This is a genomic window from Methylobacterium sp. D48H (assembly GCF_053345715.1).
Genome location: NZ_JBKFAP010000032.1, coordinates 1 through 16,961, shown reverse-complemented (window position 1 = coordinate 16,961; position 16,961 = coordinate 1). Strand labels below are relative to the sequence as shown.

The window sequence follows — 16,961 nt, the reverse complement described above, 5'->3', positions numbered from 1 at the left end:
GTCGCCTCCTGCGTCCGGACAGGGGCGGCGCGCTAGCCGCGCGCGCCCTGGGGACCCGAACGCTTCTCCATCATGGCCTTGACCTGCATCAGCTGGTCCCAGACCTGGCCCGGCGAGGTGCCGAAGAAGTCGAAGCCGGCGGCGATGCCCCAGTAGATGCCGAAGCAGATGAACGGCACGAGCACCCAGGCCAGCACCTCCTCGCCGCGGCGGCGCCGCTGGCGACGCCGGCGCCGCTCCTCGCGCCGGGTGAGCTTCTTGGGGGGCGCCGGCTGCGCGACGGGGGACAGAGGTCCCTCGTGCAGGTTGTCAGTCATCGGGCGCCTCCTCGCCGCGGCGCATGCGCGTCGCGGCGGTCATAGACCGGCGGCCCCCGAGTCCGGAAGGCCGCCGGCCGGCCTGCACACCATTAGGCGCGCACGAGTGGCACCTTCGGCACGGTCCGGACGCCGCCGCCCGAGCTGCCGCCGCCGCCCTTGTTGTCCTTCGGCGTCTTCTTCCGGGCCGCGGTGCGGGGCTTGGCGCGCTTGTGGCGCTTGGCGGCGTTGGTCACGTCCTTCTCGGGCTTGGGCGTCACGGGACCCGCCGGGAAGTCGAAGCCCAGGCTGTCCTTGGCGCCGGCCTTGGCCTCGCCGTCCTCCGGCTTGCGGACGACCACGCGGACCGCGCCGCCGTCCTTGAGCTTACCGAACAGGACCTCGTCGGCGAGCGGCGTCTTGATGGTCGACTGGATCAGCCGGGCCATCGGGCGCGCGCCCATCGCGTCGTCGTAGCCGTGCTCCACCAGCCAGTCCCGGGCCTCGTCGGAGAGCTCGATCGTGACGTTGCGGTCGGCGAGCTGCGCCTCGAGCTGGAGGACGAACTTGTCCACCACCTTCGCCACCACGTCCTTCGGCAGGTGGCCGAACGAGATGATCGCGTCGAGCCGGTTGCGGAATTCCGGCGCGAACAGCCGGTTGATCGCCTCGACGTCGTCACCGGAGCGCTTCGACTGGGTGAAGCCGTAGGCCGCCTTGGCCAGGTCCGAGGCGCCCGCGTTCGACGTCATGATGATGATGACGTTGCGGAAATCGACCTGCTTGCCGTTGTGGTCGGTCAGCTTCCCGTGATCCATCACCTGCAGCAGGATGTTGAACAGGTCCGGATGCGCCTTCTCGATCTCGTCGAGGAGCAGCACGCAGTGCGGGTGCTGGTCGATCCCGTCGGTGAGCAGGCCGCCCTGGTCGAAGCCCACGTAGCCGGGGGGCGCGCCGATCAGGCGGCTCACCGTGTGGCGCTCCATGTACTCCGACATGTCGAAGCGCAGCATCTCGACGCCGAGCGAGGCGGCGAGCTGCTTGGCGGCCTCGGTCTTGCCGACGCCGGTCGGGCCCGCGAACAGGTACGAGCCGATCGGCTTGTCCGGGTCGCGCAGGCCGGCCCGGGCCAGCTTGATCGCCGAGGTCAGGGCCTCGATGGCGTTCGGCTGTCCGTAGACCACGCGCTTCAGGTTCTCGGTCAGGTGCTGGAGCACCACCGCGTCGTCCTTGGAGACGGTCTTCGGCGGGATCCGGGCCATCGTGGCGATGGTCGCCTCGATCTCCTTGATGCCGATGGTGCGCTTGCGGCGCGCCTCCGGCACCAGCATCTGCGAGGCGCCGGTCTCGTCGATCACGTCGATCGCCTTGTCGGGCAGCTTGCGGTCGTTGATGTAGCGGGCCGACAGCTCGACCGCGGCCTTCACGGCCTCGGTCGTGTACTTGAGCTTGTGGAACTCCTCGAAGTACGGCCGCAGGCCCTTCACGATCTCGATCGTGTCGGGGATCGACGGCTCGTTGACGTCGATCTTCTGGAACCGCCGCACCAGGGCACGGTCCTTCTCGAAGTACTGGCGGTACTCCTTGTAGGTGGTCGAGCCGATGCAGCGCAGCGTGCCGGAGGCGAGCGCCGGCTTGAGCAGGTTCGACGCGTCCATGGCCCCGCCCGAGGTCGCGCCGGCGCCGATCACCGTGTGGATCTCGTCGATGAACATGATCGCGTTCGGGTGCGCCTCGATCTCCTTCATCACCTGCTTGAGGCGCTCCTCGAAGTCGCCCCGGTAGCGGGTGCCGGCGAGCAGCGTGCCCATGTCGAGGGAGAAGACGGTCGCGTCGGCGAGAACCTCCGGCACCTCGTGCTGGATGATCTTGCGCGCCAGACCTTCGGCGATCGCGGTCTTGCCGACGCCGGGATCGCCGACCAGCAGCGGGTTGTTCTTCTGCCGGCGGCAGAGGACCTGGATCGTCCGCTGGACCTCGCTCTCGCGGCCGATCAGCGGGTCGATCTTGCCGTCGCGGGCCTTCTTGTTGAGGTTGACGCAATAGGCGTCGAGCGCGTCGCCCTTCTTCTTGGCACCGCGGGGATCGCCCTCGTCGCTCGGACGCTCGGACGCGCCCTCCTCGTCGGCACCGCGCACGGGCTTCGCCTCGGAGGCGCCGGGCCGCTTGGCGATGCCGTGGCTGATGTAGTTGACCGCGTCGTAGCGGGTCATGTCCTGCTCCTGCAGGAAGTAGGCGGCGTGGCTCTCGCGCTCGGCGAAGATCGCCACCAGCACGTTGGCGCCGGTCACCTCCTCGCGGCCCGACGACTGGACGTGGATCACGGCGCGCTGGATCACGCGCTGGAACCCGGCCGTGGGCTTGGCGTCCTGCCGGCCATCGCCGGTGAGGTTGGAGAGCTCGGTATCGACGTAGTCGACCAAGCTGCGCTTGAGCGTGTCGATCTCGACGTTGCAGGCGCGCATGACCGCGGCCGCGTCTTGGTCATCCACCAGGGCGAGCAGGAGATGCTCCAGCGTCGCGTATTCGTGCCGGCGCTCCCCGGCGAGCGCCAGGGCGCGGTGGAGGGCTTGTTCTAGGCTGCGTGAGAAGCTTGGCAAAGCTGGCCTCTGTCCTTCGTGCCTACCGCGAGCGGCGCCTATTTCTTTTCCATAACGCACTGGAGAGGATGTTGGTGTTTGCGTGCGAAGTCCATGACCTGCGTCACCTTGGTCTCCGCCACCTCGTAGGTGAAGACCCCGCACTCGCCGACCCCGTTCTGATGCACGTGCATCATGATGTGGTAGGCGTCCTCGTGGCTCTTGTTGAAGAACCGCTCGACCACCAGGACCACGAACTCCATCGGCGTATAGTCGTCGTTCAGAAGGAGTACCCGGTACAGACTCGGCCGCTTGGTCCGCGGCTTCGTGCGCGTGATGATCGCGGTGTTGGACCGGTCGTCGCCCCCGGGCGTGCGCGAACCGGATGCCGTGACCGCGATACGCGCCGGCCGGTGCTCCCTGGTCGAACTCGCGGTGCCCTGCATGGGGACCTGTCTCATGTGCGTCGAACCGATCCCTTGCTCGGAGCGGGCGCCGCCGGCCCTCACGGCCGATCCTGATCCTGGCCTGCCGGGAGCAGCGCTCAGCTCCACGCCGGTTAATCTACAGACGGTGAGCCGACTTCGCCAGACGCCTGTGCGCACTTGTCCGCCCTGCACCGCGCGTCCCCGGCGCATGATGGCCGACCCGCTAGCGCGCCGGGCCGGGACGGGCCGCGGCCGGCGCCACCGCCTTCGGCTGCAGGAACGCGCCGGTCAGGCCCAGCATCGCGTCGCCGGCGGCGGCCGAGCGGGCCGCGGCGCGCTCCCCGGCCCGCTGCAGGTACGCGGCCTGCACCGCCAGGATCTCGGTCGGGCTGCGGGCCGCCGCCAGCGCCCCCCAGGTCGCCCCGAGATCGTCGAGGGCCTTCTTGACCGAGTCGAGATACTCGATGCCGAGGGTCTGGGCCGCCCGGCTCGCGATCCCGAACCGCCGCAGGGGCGTCCCGAAGCCGGAGGCGACCGGGCTCAGGGGGAGGGCAGGGGGTCTCTGCATCGCCGATCTCCGGTCCGCCGCCGAGCCGGCCCGCCATCCGCGACCGACAGTTTCGGATCGCCGCGAGAGTGTGCGGCACGACAGCCAGCGTCAAGCTCGGGCCTGTAAGAGCGGCCGGCCGCGACCGGCACGGCATGGCCGACCGGCAACAGCGGGTCGGGAACGGCCGGTAAGCGGATGCCGGACCGGCACGATCCGGCACTCGCCGCGATCGCATTAACGGGCCTGTAACTGCACTTGCCTAACTCTCCACTGATGCAGCGGGGCCACGTGATCGGCGGAAGGCTCTGCAGGGGATACGACCGGCCAGATCCGGTCTCGCGAGGCAATCAGGCGTGATGCGTAGCGTAGTAGGCCGCTCCCGGACGATTCCAGCGCTCCCGGCCGCGATCCTGGCCGCCGCCGTCCTGACGGCCATGGCCTCACCGGCCGACGCCCGGCGCGGTCGGCACCACCACCATGCCCGCGCCGGCGGCGGCTACAACCCGCCCTACGCGGCGATGGTCGTGGACGTGAAGAGCGGCAAGACCCTGCACGCGGTGAACGAGGACGCCCTGCGGCACCCGGCCTCGATCACCAAGGTGATGACGCTCTACATGCTGTTCGAGCAGATGGAGCGGGGCAAGTTCGCCCTCGATTCCGACCTGACCATCTCGGCCCACGCCGCCGCCCAGGCGCCGTCCAAGCTCGGCCTGCGCCCCGGCCAGACCATCTCGGTCGAGGACGCCATCAAGGCGATCGTGACGAAGTCGGCGAACGACGTGGCCTGCGCCATCGGCGAGAACATCGCCGGCTCCGAGGAGCGCTTCGCCCAGATGATGACCGCGAAGGCCCACGCCCTCGGCATGAGCCGCACGCACTACGCCAACGCCTCGGGCCTGCCCGATCCGGACCAGCTGACCACCGCACGGGACCTCACCGTGCTGGCGCGGGCGATCCAGGACCGGTTCCCGCACTACTACCGCTACTTCCAAACCCGGTCCTTCGCGTTCCGCGGCCGGGTGATCGGCAACCACAACCGCCTGCTGGGCAACGTCCAGGGCGTCGACGGGATCAAGACCGGCTACACTCGGGATTCCGGCTTCAACCTGATGACCGCGGCGAAGTCCGAGGGGCGCCAGATCGTGGCGATCGTGCTGGGCGGCAAGTCCGGCGCGAGCCGCGACCGGATCATGGCCGACCTCGTCCGCGCCAGCCTGCCGCGCGCCTATGCCGGCGCCCGGATCTCGGCGCCGGTCACCGAGGTCGCCGAGCGCGCCCGCCCGGCGGTCGTCGCCGACGCGGTCTCGCGGACTCGCACGCAGGTCGCCTCGGCGGACGACGAGGACGTCGAGACGACCGGCACCACCGGCGAGCCCCTCGACCTGTCTCCCGCCAAGACGACGACGCCGGGCGGCACCTGGAAGCCCGGCCCGCAGGGCATCCCGAAGGCGGCCCAGGCCTATGCCGGCGGCGGCAACGCCCAGCCGCCCTTCCCGGGCGCGTCCAAGTCGACGGCCCGCGTGGCCTCCCTCGAGCGCGACGAGCCGCCGAAGGCGGTCTCCGGCGCCCGCGTCGTCCCGACCGCCTGGGTGATCCAGCTCGGCGCCATGGACGACGAGTCCAAGGCCCGGACGATGCTCTCGGAGGCGCGCGCCAAGGTCGGCGGCAGCCTGTCGAAGGCCGCGCCCTACACGGTCAAGGTCGAGCACGGCGGCACCACGCTGTTCCGCGCTCGCTTCTCGGGCTTCTCCGAGCAGGATTCCGCCCAGGAGGCCTGCTCGGCCCTGAAGCGCAGCGGCTTCAGCTGCTTCGCCACCCGGAGCTGAGACCCGCGAGACCCGTCGGCGCGCCCGCGCGCCGCGTTTCGCGAGCCACCGGCGCGCCCGCGCGCCGGATACGGAACGGCCGCGACCGAGTTCGTCCGCGGCCGACGATCGGTAACTCTCTGACAACGCGCGTGGAGTTCAGCGATGTCGGTTCAGAAGCCTGTCCCGGGCCGCGTTGACGCGCGCCGCGCCCTCGGCGCTGCCCCCCTGGTCGGGGTGGGCGCGCTTCATGAGAGACCGGTGGGCCGACCGGATCTCCTCAGCGGTCGCCCCGCGCTGAAGCCCCAGGATCTCGTACGCCTGCTCCTGCGTCATCGCCCCTGGATGCGGCGGACGGCGCGGCCGCGGGTCGCGATCGCCCTCAGCGTCTACACGCCATCCGGGCGCCCGGCGGTCGAGATACGGCTCTAGCAGGGCGGCGCCGGCGGCGTCGCGGATCCGGCAGAGCCGCAGCAGCTCGACCACGGCCCCGGTGGGCATGCTGTCGAGCCACGCGCCGGCGCCCGGCCCCGCGATGACGCGGCCCGTGCGCAGGCTGCCGTCCGGGCGCACGAGGGCGTCGATCAGGACCGTGCGGAAGCGGCGGTCCTCCGGGTCGCGCGGGCTCTCGCCGGATCCCGGCCGGATCAGCCGGCGCAGCCGCGCGGTCATGGCGGCCTGGCCCTCGATCATCCAGACGCCGCTCAGCCCGAGCAGTGCCGCGAGGACGAAGTTCCCGCGCAGGAGCAGGAACCCGGCCGCGAGCAGCGCGAAGGCGCCGAAGGTCGGCAGACGCGACCGCCCGAGGGCGGCGCCGAGGCCCGCCCGGAGACCGCCGCGGAGCCTCCGGCCGAGGCCGCCCGAGTTCTTCGACAGCCACCACAGGGTCAGGCAGGCGAGCAGGCCGGCGAACAGCACCATCGCTCAGCGCCGCACGCCGTAGAGGGCGGACGCGCTCCCGCCGATCTGGATGCTCGTCCCGTCCCCGAGATCGAAGTGGCCCGGCCGGCGCGGCGTCGGCGGGCGCACGCTCGCGTCGCAGCCGGGCTGCGGCGGGAGGCGCACGCCCTCGGGCAGGTTCTCCGGGCAGAGGCGCGCGCGCGTCGGCGCTTCGCCGGCCCGCGCGGCGGCGGCGAGGACGATCAGGGTCAGGAGGAGGGCCGCCCGCGTCATCGCCGGTTCTCCGCGACCTCGGCGGTGGTGACGCGGACCTGCCGGATCCGGCCGTCGCGCTCCACCTTGAGGGTCACGCCGGCGCCGAGGCCGGCCTCCTCGATGGCCGCGGTCAGGTCCGCGAGGCGGTGGACCGGGCGATCGTTGGCCTCGACGATCACGTCGCCGAGGTCGCCGGTCTGCGGGTCGACGCCGCGCAGCCCGGCCTGCGCGGCCGGGGAGCCGGGCAGCACCCGCACGATGACCACGCCGTCGATGCCGAGCCGCGCGGTGGCCGCCTCCTGGGCGGCGATGATGCCGATGCCGGGATTGCGCACGCGGCCGGCCTTGATCAGCTCCGGCACGATCCGGTTCACCACGTCGACGGGGATCGCGAAGCCGATGCCGGCGCTGGCGCCGGACGGTGACACGATGGCGGTGTTGACGCCGATCAGCCGGCCCGCGGAATCGAGGAGCGGGCCGCCGGAATTGCCCGGGTTGATCGCCGCGTCCGTCTGGATGACGCCGGACACTTCGCGGCCCTCGCTCGTCGGCATGCGGCGGCGCACGGCGCTGATGACGCCGGTGGTCAGCGTGTGGTCGAGGCCGAACGGGTTGCCGATGGCGAAGGCCGACTGCCCGACCTTGAGATCGGCCGAGGTGCCGATCGCCAGCGGCGGCGGCATGGTCCGCACCCGCCCCAATTGCAGGACCGCGAGGTCGTAGGACGGCGCCATCCCGACGAGGGTGGCGGGCACGACCTCGCCGTCGCTCATCCGGACCGAGACCGAGCCGCCACTCCGCGCGGCGTTCTGCACGACGTGGGTGTTGGTAACGATGTGGCCGGCGCCGTCCCACACGAAGCCGGTGCCGGTCTGCGTCCCGCCCTGCTCACCGCCCTGGTCGTCGAGGTCGAGCAGGTCGCGGTTCTGCGCGGCGCCCTGCGCGAAAACGTGAACGACGGACGGGCTCGCGCGCTCGAACAGCGCGACCGTCGAGGACTCGGCCGGCGCCAGATCGCCGCGGGCCGTGATCGCCCGGGGCGTGTCGGCCGCGTAGAGCAGCGGCTGCAGGTAGGGCTGGGCGACGTAGAGCGCCAGCAGGACCAGGACCGCGGCGAGGACGATGCGCACGGTACGATCCGGCACGGGTGACTCCGAGAGAAGCGCGTAGGCGGGCCCCGACGGGCCGAGCCTTAAGTGCGCGTTCAGGATCGGGGCGTCAACACAGAGAGGCGCCGCCGCCGACAGGCCCCTGACGTGTTCTGGCGCACGTCGGCGACCGGCGCAGACTGGCTAACGGAATGGTCATCATTCAGGAGCCACAATTCTCGCAAGTCCAGGGCAGCTCAGTCGCGCTCAATACGGACATGGAACACCGAACCGCGCCCGAACTCGTGCCTCGGCACCGGATGCTGGTTTCGAGAACCGCCCGAATTGATCGCAAAGCTGCCGCAGAGATGCTTGCATTGACGCTCAGACCATCGATCGCCGCAGCCCCTCGGCAGAGCCCGGCGGCGGCGATCTGAACGGTCCAAAACGGTTCGGAAGGACGAGTACCCATGGAAACCGAAGCTCTGGAACGGCCCGCGGATCTGACGATCTGGCGCACGGCCCCGGCGAGCGCCCCGCTCGCGCAGCCCGAGCGCTACCGGACCCTGCGGGAGGCGATCGCCGCCGCGGCCGGCGCCCTGGCCGACCCGGCCAAGCAGCCCTGGATCATCACCGAAGAGGGCGAGATCCTCTCGCCGAACTGGATCCGCACCTACCTGAACTGACGATCGATCACCCGGAGAACGGGGATACCGGGGACGGCGGCGCGAAGCCCCGCCCCGGTGCCCCGCGGGCTCACTCCGCGGCGTCCGACTGGCGGAAGCCCTCGATCCCGACCTGGTCGGGGTTGATCGCGTGCAGCGCCCGGCGGGCCGCCTCGAGGGGGTGCTCGGCCTCGATCCGGACCGAGGTCAGATCCGGGCTCTTGTAGACCGTCACGATCGTGTCCATCACCTCGGTCAGCGTCGTGCGCTTGTCCTCGGGGGCGGCGATCAGCAGCTGCAGCCCCCAGGCGCGGTAGAGATCGACCAGCGCCTGGCTGTTGCGCACGTCGAGCTTCGAGAACGCCTCGTCGAGCAGGCACAGGCCGAGCCCCGGATTCTCGTCGCCCGGCCGGTCGCCCGGGTAGTACGCGCTGGCGAGCGACGCGGCGATCGCCACGTAGAACGGCGCCTGCGCCTCGCCGCCGGAGCCGCGCAGCGCCCGGGCCGACATCGTGGTGCGGTTGCCCGCCCGGTCGCGCATGCCGATCTCGTAGACGAAGTAGTTGCGGTAATCGGCGAGCCGCGCCGCGTCGTCCGCGCCGGCGATCAGGGCGGTGATCTCCTCGAGCGCGGCCGCCATCGGCCCCTCCGCCTCGCCGGCGAGCAGCGCCTGCGCGGCCTCGGGCGAGCGGGCGGTCTCGGTGGCCAGCGCGTGGACGGCGGCGTAGCGGCGGTCCACCGCCGCCTCGAACGCGTAGGTCTGGCCGGTGAAGCTGCGCGCCGAGAGCCGCTCGTTCAGGGCCGCGAGCCGGGCATGGACCCGCTCGAATCGGTCGGCGAGGCGCGTCAGCAGGTCCTCGGTCATGAGGCGGCGCATCTCGGACTCGGCCCGCTCTGCCTGCGCCCGGTAGCGGCGCAACTCGTGCCCCTCGACCGCCTCGTATTCCCGGCGCACCCAGGCGAAGCCGTCGATCGCCGGGGCGTCCCCCGAGGCCAGCGGGTTCTCCACCCGCCAGGCGGCGCAGGCCTCCGCAAGCTCGCGCTCGGCGATCCGCCCGTGCGAGCGGGCGGCCTCGGCGGAATCCCGGGCGAGGCCGCGCTCGGCGCTCACCCGCGCCCCGGCCGCCTTGGCGTCGAGGCCGGCGAGCGCCCGCCGCGCCTCGGCGACCGCGCCGAGGTCGAAGGGCTCGGCGCGGGCGAGGCGCACCCGCGCCGCGTCGCCCGCGCTCAGCTGGCGCAGGGCCGCGCGGCGGGCCGACAGGGCGGCGCGGACGGCCTCGCGCACCGGCCCCAGACGGGCGCGCAGGGCCGCCTCGTCGGCGAGCAGGCGGTCGAGCTTCGGCTCCAGCTCCTCCGACAATTCCCGCAGGTAGCCGACCCGCTCGGTGGTCAGCGCGGCGATCTCGGCGGCGAGCCCGGCCGTGTCGCGCTTCTCGATGCCCTCCCGCTCGGTCTGGAGCGTGCGCCGCCGCCCCTCAAGCCCGTCGAGCTCGGCCCGCAGAGCCTCCACCGCGTCGAGGCCCCGGGCGACGCGGGCCCGGATCGCGGCGGCCGTCCGGGCGGCCTCGCGCAGGACCGCGGCCTCGCCGCGCAGGCGCCGCGCCTCCGCGACGGCGATCTCGTGGGCGCGGCGGCTGTCGGCGGTCGGCCCGCGATGGCCGCGGGTCATCAGCAGGTCGACGCTGCGGGTGACCGTGTAGGCCATGCCGGCCGTGGTCCGGCCGCTGGGCGCCACGGCCCGGGACAGGCGCGCCAGTTCGGCATCGTCCCGGGCGAGGTCGTAGCCGCCGAGCCGCACGCCGAGGAACGCCTCGGCGTGGGGGTCGCTGGTCTCGATCACGGTGAGCGGACCGTCGTCGTAGCGGCGGGCGCGCTGCTTGGCGGTGTCGGTGGTCTTGACCAGGATGCAGCGGCTGTAGCGGTCGCGGCCCGATTGCAGCACGCCCAGGGCCTCGCTCAGCCGGTCCGGGGCGACCACCAGGGCCTCGCGGGCGCGCCCGAGCAGCCCTTCGAGCGCCGGCCCCCAGGTCGGGTCGACGATCTCGGCCAATTCGCAGATCGGCAGCGCGTCGATGCCGCGCCGCTCCAGCTCGCCGCGGAACGCCACCGTGTCGGAGGACAGCCGCGCCGCCGGGCCGCCGCCGGTGCGCGGGGCCGTGCGCTCGGCCTCGCTCTCCTGCGCGCGGGCCTTGAGCGCCGCGTCCTCGGCGGCCCGCTCCAGGGCCTCGTCGAAGTCGGGCAGGCGCGCCAGCCCGTCGGCCAGCTCGGCCAGCGGGCCGTCGGGGCGCAGGATCTCCTCGGGCGAGGCGTCCCGGCGCAGGCCCGCCCGGGCGCAGGCTTCGGCGAGGCGGGCCGCCTGCGGGCAGCTCTGGCGCAGGATCGGGGCGACCGGCTGGAGCTTGGCCATCTGCCCGACGAGGGCGACGAGGTCGCCGATCCGACCGATCAGTTCCTTGCGGTCGCGCTCCAGCATGGACAGGCCGAGCGTCGAGGCCGCGAGCCGGCCCTCGGCGGCGCCCGCGGCGGCCAGCGCCTTCTTCTCGGCGATCTCGCCGTCGATCTCGCGGACGTAGCCGCGGCTCGCCGCGACGCGCTCGCGGGCGATGCGCAGGGTGTCGGCGCCCTCGCGGAGGCGGCCCCGGACGGCGATGAGGTCGAGGCTGCGGCGTCGCAGATCGGCGCTGGCCGCCCGCAGCTCGTGCGTCGCGGCGGCGAGGACCGCCTCGCCCCAGGCCTCGTAGCGGTCGCGCAGGCGCCGCAGGCGCCCGAGCCGGGTCTCCAGCTCGGCGATGGTCTCCCGGAGGCGCCGCCAGTTGGCGATGGAGTGGCGCACGCGCTCGACGTCGAGGGGCTCCGGCTCGAGCACGAAGGCGCGCACGAAGGCGCTGGTGTCGAAGATCGGCTTGAACGCCACCGCGTTGGCGAAGCTGCGCAGGAAGTGGCGCGGCTCCGGCGCCGGCGCGCCCTCGCGCAGGGTCGCCAGCACGTCGGCCGTGAAGCGCTCGCCGGAGGTGCGGTACTCGGTGAAGCTCGACGCGCGGGCGCGCAGCTCCGCGGCGATCTCGCTCCAGGGCGCCGTGTAAGTGCCGCCGGGGGCGGTGCGGGCGTAGTCGGAGACCTCGAACCGGTGCCCGACCGCGATGAAGCGCGACAGCACGGTCTCCTTCGGCTCGGCGGCCCGGGCCGCCAGGGCGAGGCCGACCGAGACCACGCGGCCGGAATCGGGGTTCTCGAAGACCAGCACCAGCACGGTCTCGCAGGATTCCCGCGTCGGGCGGCCGCCCTCCGCCGGGTCGCTGATCCAGCCCAGGCAGTAGTCGCGCACGGTGCGGGCGCTGCGGCCGGAGGCCGAGGCGTTGAGGGCGAGGCGGCTGGCGTTGTTGCCGGCCAGCACCGTGCCGACCGCGTCGAAGATCGTCGACTTCCCGGCCCCCGTCGGCCCGACCAGCGCCGCGGCGCCGCGCAGGCGGATCTGCTCGCGGCGGATCAGGTACCAGTTCGAGATGGCGATGTCGGTGAGGACGTACACGGTATCGGTGGGTCGGTGGCGGGGAATGAGCGGCCCAGTTGGCCGGACTCAGCCGCGTATGCAAGCCGACACACGCGAACCCGTGAAGCCTGATCCTACCTCAGGTTATAACCCTGTTAGCACAAACTGTTCATGTCCTGCGGGTCTCGCCTGCACGACCGGAACCGACCGATGCGTCTCAGTCTCAAAGCAAAACTCAGCGGCCTCTTCGCCCTCCTGCTCCTGGCGGCGATCGTTCAGGGCGGCGTGACCCTCTACAAGATGCAGGCGGTCGACCAGCGGCTCGCGGAGCTGATCGACAACGCCGTGCCGTCGATCAACGAGGCCCAGGCGATCAACGCCCTCGTGATGCGCTCGCGACTGTGGCAGTTCCGCTACGTGACGGCGGATACTGACGCCGAGCGCGAGACCAGCCTGAAGAACGCCGACGAGATGATGCGGAACCGCCAGGCCAAGGCCGAGGCGTACCGCGGCCTGGTGGCGTCGAAGGAGGAGCAGGGGATCTACGACGACCTGCTCGCCAAGCTGGCGGTGCAGCAGGCCGACTGGACGCGTCTGCGCGCCTTCCCGGCCGACCAGCACGATCAGGCGCTCGCCTATTTCCGCGGGCCGATGAACGCCAACTACCTCGCGGCCTCCAGCGCGACCCGTGCCCTCGCCGACCTGAACATCCGGAACGGCGAGGCGGCCGGACGCGCGGCCCGCGACAGCCAGGCCGACGCGGTCCGGACGACCGTCGTGAGCCTGCTCGTCAGCCTCGTCATCGCGCTCGGCGCCATGCTGTACGCCTTCACGGGCGTGTCGCGGCCGCTTTCCGGGATGACGCTGTCCATGCGGCGGCTCGCCGACGGCGACACCCAGGCCGAGATCCCCTACGCGGCGCGGCGGGATGAGATCGGCGCCATGTCGGCGACCGTCGCGGTCTTCCGGGAGAACCTGCTGCACGCCCGCGCCCTCGAGGCCGAGACCGCGCAGGCCCGGGCCGGCGCCGAGGCGCAGCGCCGGCAGGCGACGCGCGAACTCGCCGACCGGTTCGAATCCGCGATCGGCGGCATCGTCGGCTCGGTGACGTCGGCGGCGACGCAGCTCCAGTCCACGGCCCAGAGCCTCACCGCGACGGCGACGCAGACGGCCGGCCAGTCGACCAGCGCGGCGGCCGCCGCCGAGGAGGCCTCCTCCAACGTCACCACGGTCGCGGCGGCGGCCGAGGAGCTCGGCTCCTCGGTCAACGAGATCGGCCGCCAGGTCGGCTCCTCGGCGGACCTGGCGCAGGCCGCCGTCCGCGAGGCCGCCGCCACGGCCGACCTCGTCCAGGCCCTGAGCACCGGCGCGCGCCGGGTCGGCGAGGTGGTCGACCTGATCTCGGCGATCGCCAGCCAGACGAACCTGCTGGCGCTGAACGCCACGATCGAGGCGGCCCGGGCCGGCGTCGCCGGCCGCGGCTTCGCGGTCGTCGCCACCGAGGTGAAGGCGCTGGCCGACCAGACCGCCAAGGCGACGGCCGAGATCTCGGCCCAGATCGCGCAGATCCAGGGCTCGACCGGCCAGGCCGTCCAGGCCATCGACGGCATCGCCGGCCGCATCCGCGAGATCAGCGGCATGGCCAACTCCATCGCGGCGGCGGTGGAGGAGCAGGGCGCGGCCACGCAGGAGATCGTCCGCAACGTCGCCGAGGCCGCGACCGGGACCGAGTCGGTGACCGTCAATGTCAGCGGCGTCGCCGGCGCCGCCGAGGAGACCGGCGCGGCCGCCGCGCAGGTCCTGGCCTCGGCCTCCGAGATGGCCCGCCAGGCGGCCCATCTCGGCAGCGAGGTCGAGCACTTCCTGGCGACGGTCCGGGCGGCCTGAGCGCGGTCACGTGGGTTCGGCCGCACGTCGCGGTTGACGTATCTCACTCCGTCATCGCGAGCGCAGCGAAGTGACCCAGGGCAGCGCGACGCCGGCAATCGTGGCGCTGGCTGGATTGCTTCGCTCCGCTCGCAAAGACGGCGCCGAACTGGTCGACCGGACGGCGAAATCAGGCCTCGCCGGCCTCGGACCAAGCCCGCAGGCGCTCCATCCAGGCGTCGGAGGCCAGCACCGTCAGCCCCGGCAGGAGCGACAGCGGCGTGACCCGCTCGACCCGGTCGCGCTCGCCGAGGCGCAGGCCGCCGCGCTTGGCGTAGAGGCGCAGGATGTCAGCGAGCCGGCCCTCCTCGGGGGGCTCGTTGCGCGCCACGGCGCGGATCTTCTCGACGATCTCGTCGGTGGTGCAGTCGACGATCCCGTCCGTTCCGGCCCGGTGGTCGCGCAGGCCCTCCTCGTAGAGGAGCCGGAGCGCCAGCAGCACCAGGGTCTCGTCCTTGCGCAGGCGCTCCGAGACGATGTCGTGGCGCGGGGCGTCGGCGGCCGGGCTCAGCGAGACCATCTGGTCGCGGTGCGACACGGTCAGCGCGTAGCCGAGGCAGGCGAAGTAGTCGGTGAAGAACGGCGCGTAGTGCCGGGCGAGCTCGTAGGAGCGGCCGATGCCCTGCGTCTCGGCGTAGATCACCTGCCCCTTCAGCAGCACCTGGAGGGCGCGGCACAGCTCCTCGGCGTCCGGCGCCCGGGCGCCGGGCGGCGGCGGCTCGTCGCCGTCGATGATCGCGCGGAAACCCTCAAGCACGGGGACGGCGCTCCAGCAGGAAATCCGGGCAGTCCAGCCAGCCGTTGACCACGCGCTCGGGCAGCCGAATCAGGGCGTAGCGCGCGCCGAGCTTGGCGTCGAACAGCACGTCGATCTCGCGCAGGCGCTGGAACACGATGAAGTCGTCGACGCCCGCGATGGCGATCTGCGACCCGCGCAGCCGCACCGCCCTGCCGAGCCGGGCCTCCACGAAGGCGCTCATGCTCTCGGGCGTCACGGTGGTGCGGCGCCGGAACTCCGCCTTGGCGGCCGCGAAGGCGTCGACCACGGGGTCGTCCTCGATGTCGGGCAGCGGCTCCATGTCGATAGCCGACTTGCGGGCGCGCGGCGCCTGGAGATGCGCGTGCCCGATCGGCGGCCGCAGCAGCGAGACGTCGCCCGGCACCTCGGGGGCGATCTCCGCTTCCCCGACGGTGCGCAGCATCGCGGCGACGCGCTCGACGCCGCTCGGGTCCGGGCGGTCCATCACGTGCAGCGCGGAGGCGATCCGGCGCTCCAGGCGCGCCACCACGGCGTCGACGGCGTCGAGGTGGTTGTCGAGGCCCTCGAACACCGCGAGGATCTGGGCGAGATCCGCCCGGACGGCCCGCTGCGCCGTGTCAAGATCGGCGCTCCGCCCCTCGCGGATCAGGCCCTCGGCCAGGGCCCGGACCGTGAGGGCATCGCGCAGCGCCCGGCCGGCCTCGCGCACCACGCTGGCCCGGAAGCGGAACGGGTTGAAGCGGGTGTGCAGCGTCCGGTAGTCGCTGATCAGGTGGCGCTCGACGAAATCCTCGAAGAACAGCCGGAAGGTCTTGGCGCGGTCGGGCTCGCGCAGGATCCGCTCCTCGACCTTGCGCATGCCGGCCGCGAGGCCGCGCACGTGGGACAGGAAGGCGGCCGCGCCCCGCGCGGCGTTGGACAGCGCCTCGGATCGGTTCGCCGGGTCCGACAGGGCGCTCTCGAGCCCGCCCAGCACCTCCAGCACGGCCCCGCCGTAGGAGCGGGTCTCGCCCCGTTCCAGCCGCGACAGCTCCTCCAAGAGGAGGCGGGCCTCGGGGTCGAACTCCGCGACCGGGACGTAGCGCTCGCGGCGCTCGATCAGCCAGCCGGTGTCGAGGAGGCGCCGGTAGAGCGCCGTGCGGCGCTCGGCCGGGTCGGCCGAGATCGGCTCGTCGCCGCTGACCTCCGGGTCGCTCCAGCCGGCGGCGAAGTCGCCGATCTCGGCCAGGAGCTCGGCCTTGCGCACCGGCTCGGCCCCGAGGACGCGCCGGTGCAGGTGCAGGAGCAGGGCCGCGTTGAAGCCGCGGCTCGGCGAGGCCAGCGGCTTGAACAGCTCGTCGGACAGCTGCGCGAACAGCATCGTGTCGAAATTCCCGCCGTCGCGCAGCCGTGCCGCTTACTTCGCGCCGAGGAGCTCGACGTCGAAGATCAGCGTGGCGTTCGGCGGGATCACGCCGCCGGCGCCGCGGGCGCCGTAGCCGAGCTGCGGCGGGATGATCAGGGTGCGCTTGCCGCCGGTCTTCATGGTGGCGACGCCCTCGTCCCAGCCCTTGATCACCTGGCCGGCGCCGAGGGGGAAGCTGAAGGGCTGGTTGCGGTCGCGGGACGAGTCGAACTTCTTGCCCTTCTTGCCGCCCTCGTCGAGCCAGCCGGTGTACTGGACGGTGACCGTCTGGCCGGCCTTCGGCTCGGGCCCGGTGCCGACGACCTCGTCCTGATACTTGAGGCCCGACGGGGTGGTCACGGTCTCGGCATTGGCGGCTGTGGTCATGGCGATCAACGCGGCTCCGAAGAGGGGGGACAGGCGAGGCATGGTTTCTCCCTGGAGCCGGCGCCGTGCGCGCCGGCCGTCGGGAGGCCTTCTATCGCCTCGGACCCGTCCAGGCCAGGGAGGCGGCCGTCCGCGCTCCGGGGACGCGCTCAGGCGGCCCGGACGCCGTCGAGGAAGCGGCCGACCTCTTCGGTCAGGTGCGCGGCCTGGGCCGACAGGGCGGCGGCCGCGCCCAGGACCTCGCCCGCCGCCGCCTCGGTCGCGCCGGAGGCCGCGGCGACGCCGGCGACGTGGCCGGTGACCGCGGCCGCGCCCTGCGCCGCCTGCCCGACGTTGCGGACGATCTCGTGGGTCGCCGCGCCCTGCTGCTCCACCGCCGCCGCGATCGTGGTCGCCACGCCGTCGATGTCCCGGATGCGGGCCGTGATCGTCCCGATCGCCGCGACGG

The 16,961-nt window shown here is 72.8% G+C and carries 14 protein-coding genes and 1 pseudogene; 3 read left to right on the top strand and 12 right to left on the bottom strand.

Going from position 1 to position 16,961, the window contains the following annotated elements; genetic code table 11:
- Window positions 1–32: 32 nt before the first annotated feature.
- The 4 genes from ACLBX8_RS28440 to ACLBX8_RS28425 all read right to left on the bottom strand — a co-directional run bounded on the left by ACLBX8_RS28440 (window position 33) and on the right by ACLBX8_RS28425 (window position 3,871).
- A complete protein-coding gene (locus tag ACLBX8_RS28440) occupies window positions 33–317 on the bottom strand; it encodes a hypothetical protein (protein WP_020095819.1) in 285 nt (94 codons plus the stop codon).
- Between the two features lie 92 nt (window positions 318–409).
- Entirely contained in the window at window positions 410–2,896 is a 2,487-nt protein-coding gene (gene clpA, locus ACLBX8_RS28435; RefSeq protein WP_026605345.1) for an ATP-dependent Clp protease ATP-binding subunit ClpA, read from the bottom strand.
- A 38-nt stretch (window positions 2,897–2,934) separates the two neighbouring features.
- Entirely contained in the window at window positions 2,935–3,321 is a 387-nt protein-coding gene (gene clpS, locus ACLBX8_RS28430) for an ATP-dependent Clp protease adapter ClpS (RefSeq protein ID WP_447683660.1), read from the bottom strand.
- A gap of 205 nt (window positions 3,322–3,526) precedes the next feature.
- The gene (locus tag ACLBX8_RS28425) at window positions 3,527–3,871 is read right to left on the bottom strand and encodes a phasin family protein (protein ID WP_447697496.1); all 345 of its coding nucleotides are present in this window, start codon (window positions 3,869–3,871) and stop codon (window positions 3,527–3,529) included.
- A 338-nt stretch (window positions 3,872–4,209) separates the two neighbouring features.
- Here ACLBX8_RS28425 and ACLBX8_RS28420 point away from each other — a divergent pair, with 338 nt between their 5' ends.
- Window positions 4,210–5,679 (top strand): D-alanyl-D-alanine carboxypeptidase, encoded by a 1,470-nt coding sequence (locus ACLBX8_RS28420; protein WP_447697495.1) that lies wholly within the window; start codon window positions 4,210–4,212, stop codon window positions 5,677–5,679.
- Window positions 5,680–5,817: 138 nt separating this feature from the next.
- Here the strand turns inward: ACLBX8_RS28420 and ACLBX8_RS28415 are convergent, their stop codons facing one another.
- The 3 genes from ACLBX8_RS28415 to ACLBX8_RS28405 are packed head-to-tail and all read right to left on the bottom strand — an operon-like array spanning window position 5,818 to window position 7,958.
- Window positions 5,818–6,579 (bottom strand): J domain-containing protein, encoded by a 762-nt coding sequence (locus tag ACLBX8_RS28415; RefSeq protein ID WP_447716192.1) that lies wholly within the window; start codon window positions 6,577–6,579, stop codon window positions 5,818–5,820.
- A 3-nt stretch (window positions 6,580–6,582) separates the two neighbouring features.
- Window positions 6,583–6,831, bottom strand: a complete 249-nt coding sequence (locus ACLBX8_RS28410) for a hypothetical protein (protein ID WP_447697493.1) — start codon at window positions 6,829–6,831, stop codon at window positions 6,583–6,585.
- On the bottom strand, window positions 6,828–7,958 hold the full coding sequence (locus ACLBX8_RS28405; protein ID WP_026605342.1) for a S1C family serine protease: 1,131 nt from the start codon (window positions 7,956–7,958) through the stop codon (window positions 6,828–6,830). The genes ACLBX8_RS28410 and ACLBX8_RS28405 overlap by 4 nt, the downstream gene beginning before the upstream one ends.
- 413 nt (window positions 7,959–8,371) lie before the next feature.
- Between ACLBX8_RS28405 and ACLBX8_RS28400 the strand changes: the two genes are divergently transcribed.
- Entirely contained in the window at window positions 8,372–8,587 is a 216-nt protein-coding gene (locus tag ACLBX8_RS28400; protein WP_042674010.1) for a hypothetical protein, read from the top strand.
- Window positions 8,588–8,657: 70 nt separating this feature from the next.
- Here the strand turns inward: ACLBX8_RS28400 and ACLBX8_RS28395 are convergent, their stop codons facing one another.
- Window positions 8,658–12,095 (bottom strand): SbcC/MukB-like Walker B domain-containing protein, encoded by a 3,438-nt coding sequence (locus tag ACLBX8_RS28395; RefSeq protein ID WP_447716191.1) that lies wholly within the window; start codon window positions 12,093–12,095, stop codon window positions 8,658–8,660.
- 171 nt (window positions 12,096–12,266) lie between these two features.
- Between ACLBX8_RS28395 and ACLBX8_RS28390 the strand changes: the two genes are divergently transcribed.
- The gene (locus ACLBX8_RS28390; RefSeq protein WP_447716190.1) at window positions 12,267–13,943 is read left to right on the top strand and encodes a methyl-accepting chemotaxis protein; all 1,677 of its coding nucleotides are present in this window, start codon (window positions 12,267–12,269) and stop codon (window positions 13,941–13,943) included.
- A 169-nt stretch (window positions 13,944–14,112) separates the two neighbouring features.
- On the opposite strand, the gene ACLBX8_RS28385 is transcribed toward ACLBX8_RS28390, so the two are convergent.
- The 4 genes and pseudogenes from ACLBX8_RS28385 to ACLBX8_RS28370 form a co-directional block, all read right to left on the bottom strand.
- The gene (locus ACLBX8_RS28385; protein ID WP_020095807.1) at window positions 14,113–14,739 is read right to left on the bottom strand and encodes a DUF4194 domain-containing protein; all 627 of its coding nucleotides are present in this window, start codon (window positions 14,737–14,739) and stop codon (window positions 14,113–14,115) included.
- Window positions 14,732–16,102 (bottom strand): Wadjet anti-phage system protein JetA family protein, encoded by a 1,371-nt coding sequence (locus ACLBX8_RS28380; protein ID WP_447716189.1) that lies wholly within the window; start codon window positions 16,100–16,102, stop codon window positions 14,732–14,734. Before ACLBX8_RS28380 ends, ACLBX8_RS28385 begins: the two co-directional genes overlap by 8 nt.
- Before the next feature lie 36 nt (window positions 16,103–16,138).
- Window positions 16,139–16,555: an FKBP-type peptidyl-prolyl cis-trans isomerase gene (locus tag ACLBX8_RS28375; protein WP_026605341.1), complete on the bottom strand. Its 417-nt coding sequence runs from the start codon at window positions 16,553–16,555 to the stop codon at window positions 16,139–16,141.
- Window positions 16,556–16,662: 107 nt separating this feature from the next.
- Window positions 16,663–16,961: pseudogene (locus ACLBX8_RS28370) on the bottom strand (methyl-accepting chemotaxis protein); the annotation flags it as partial.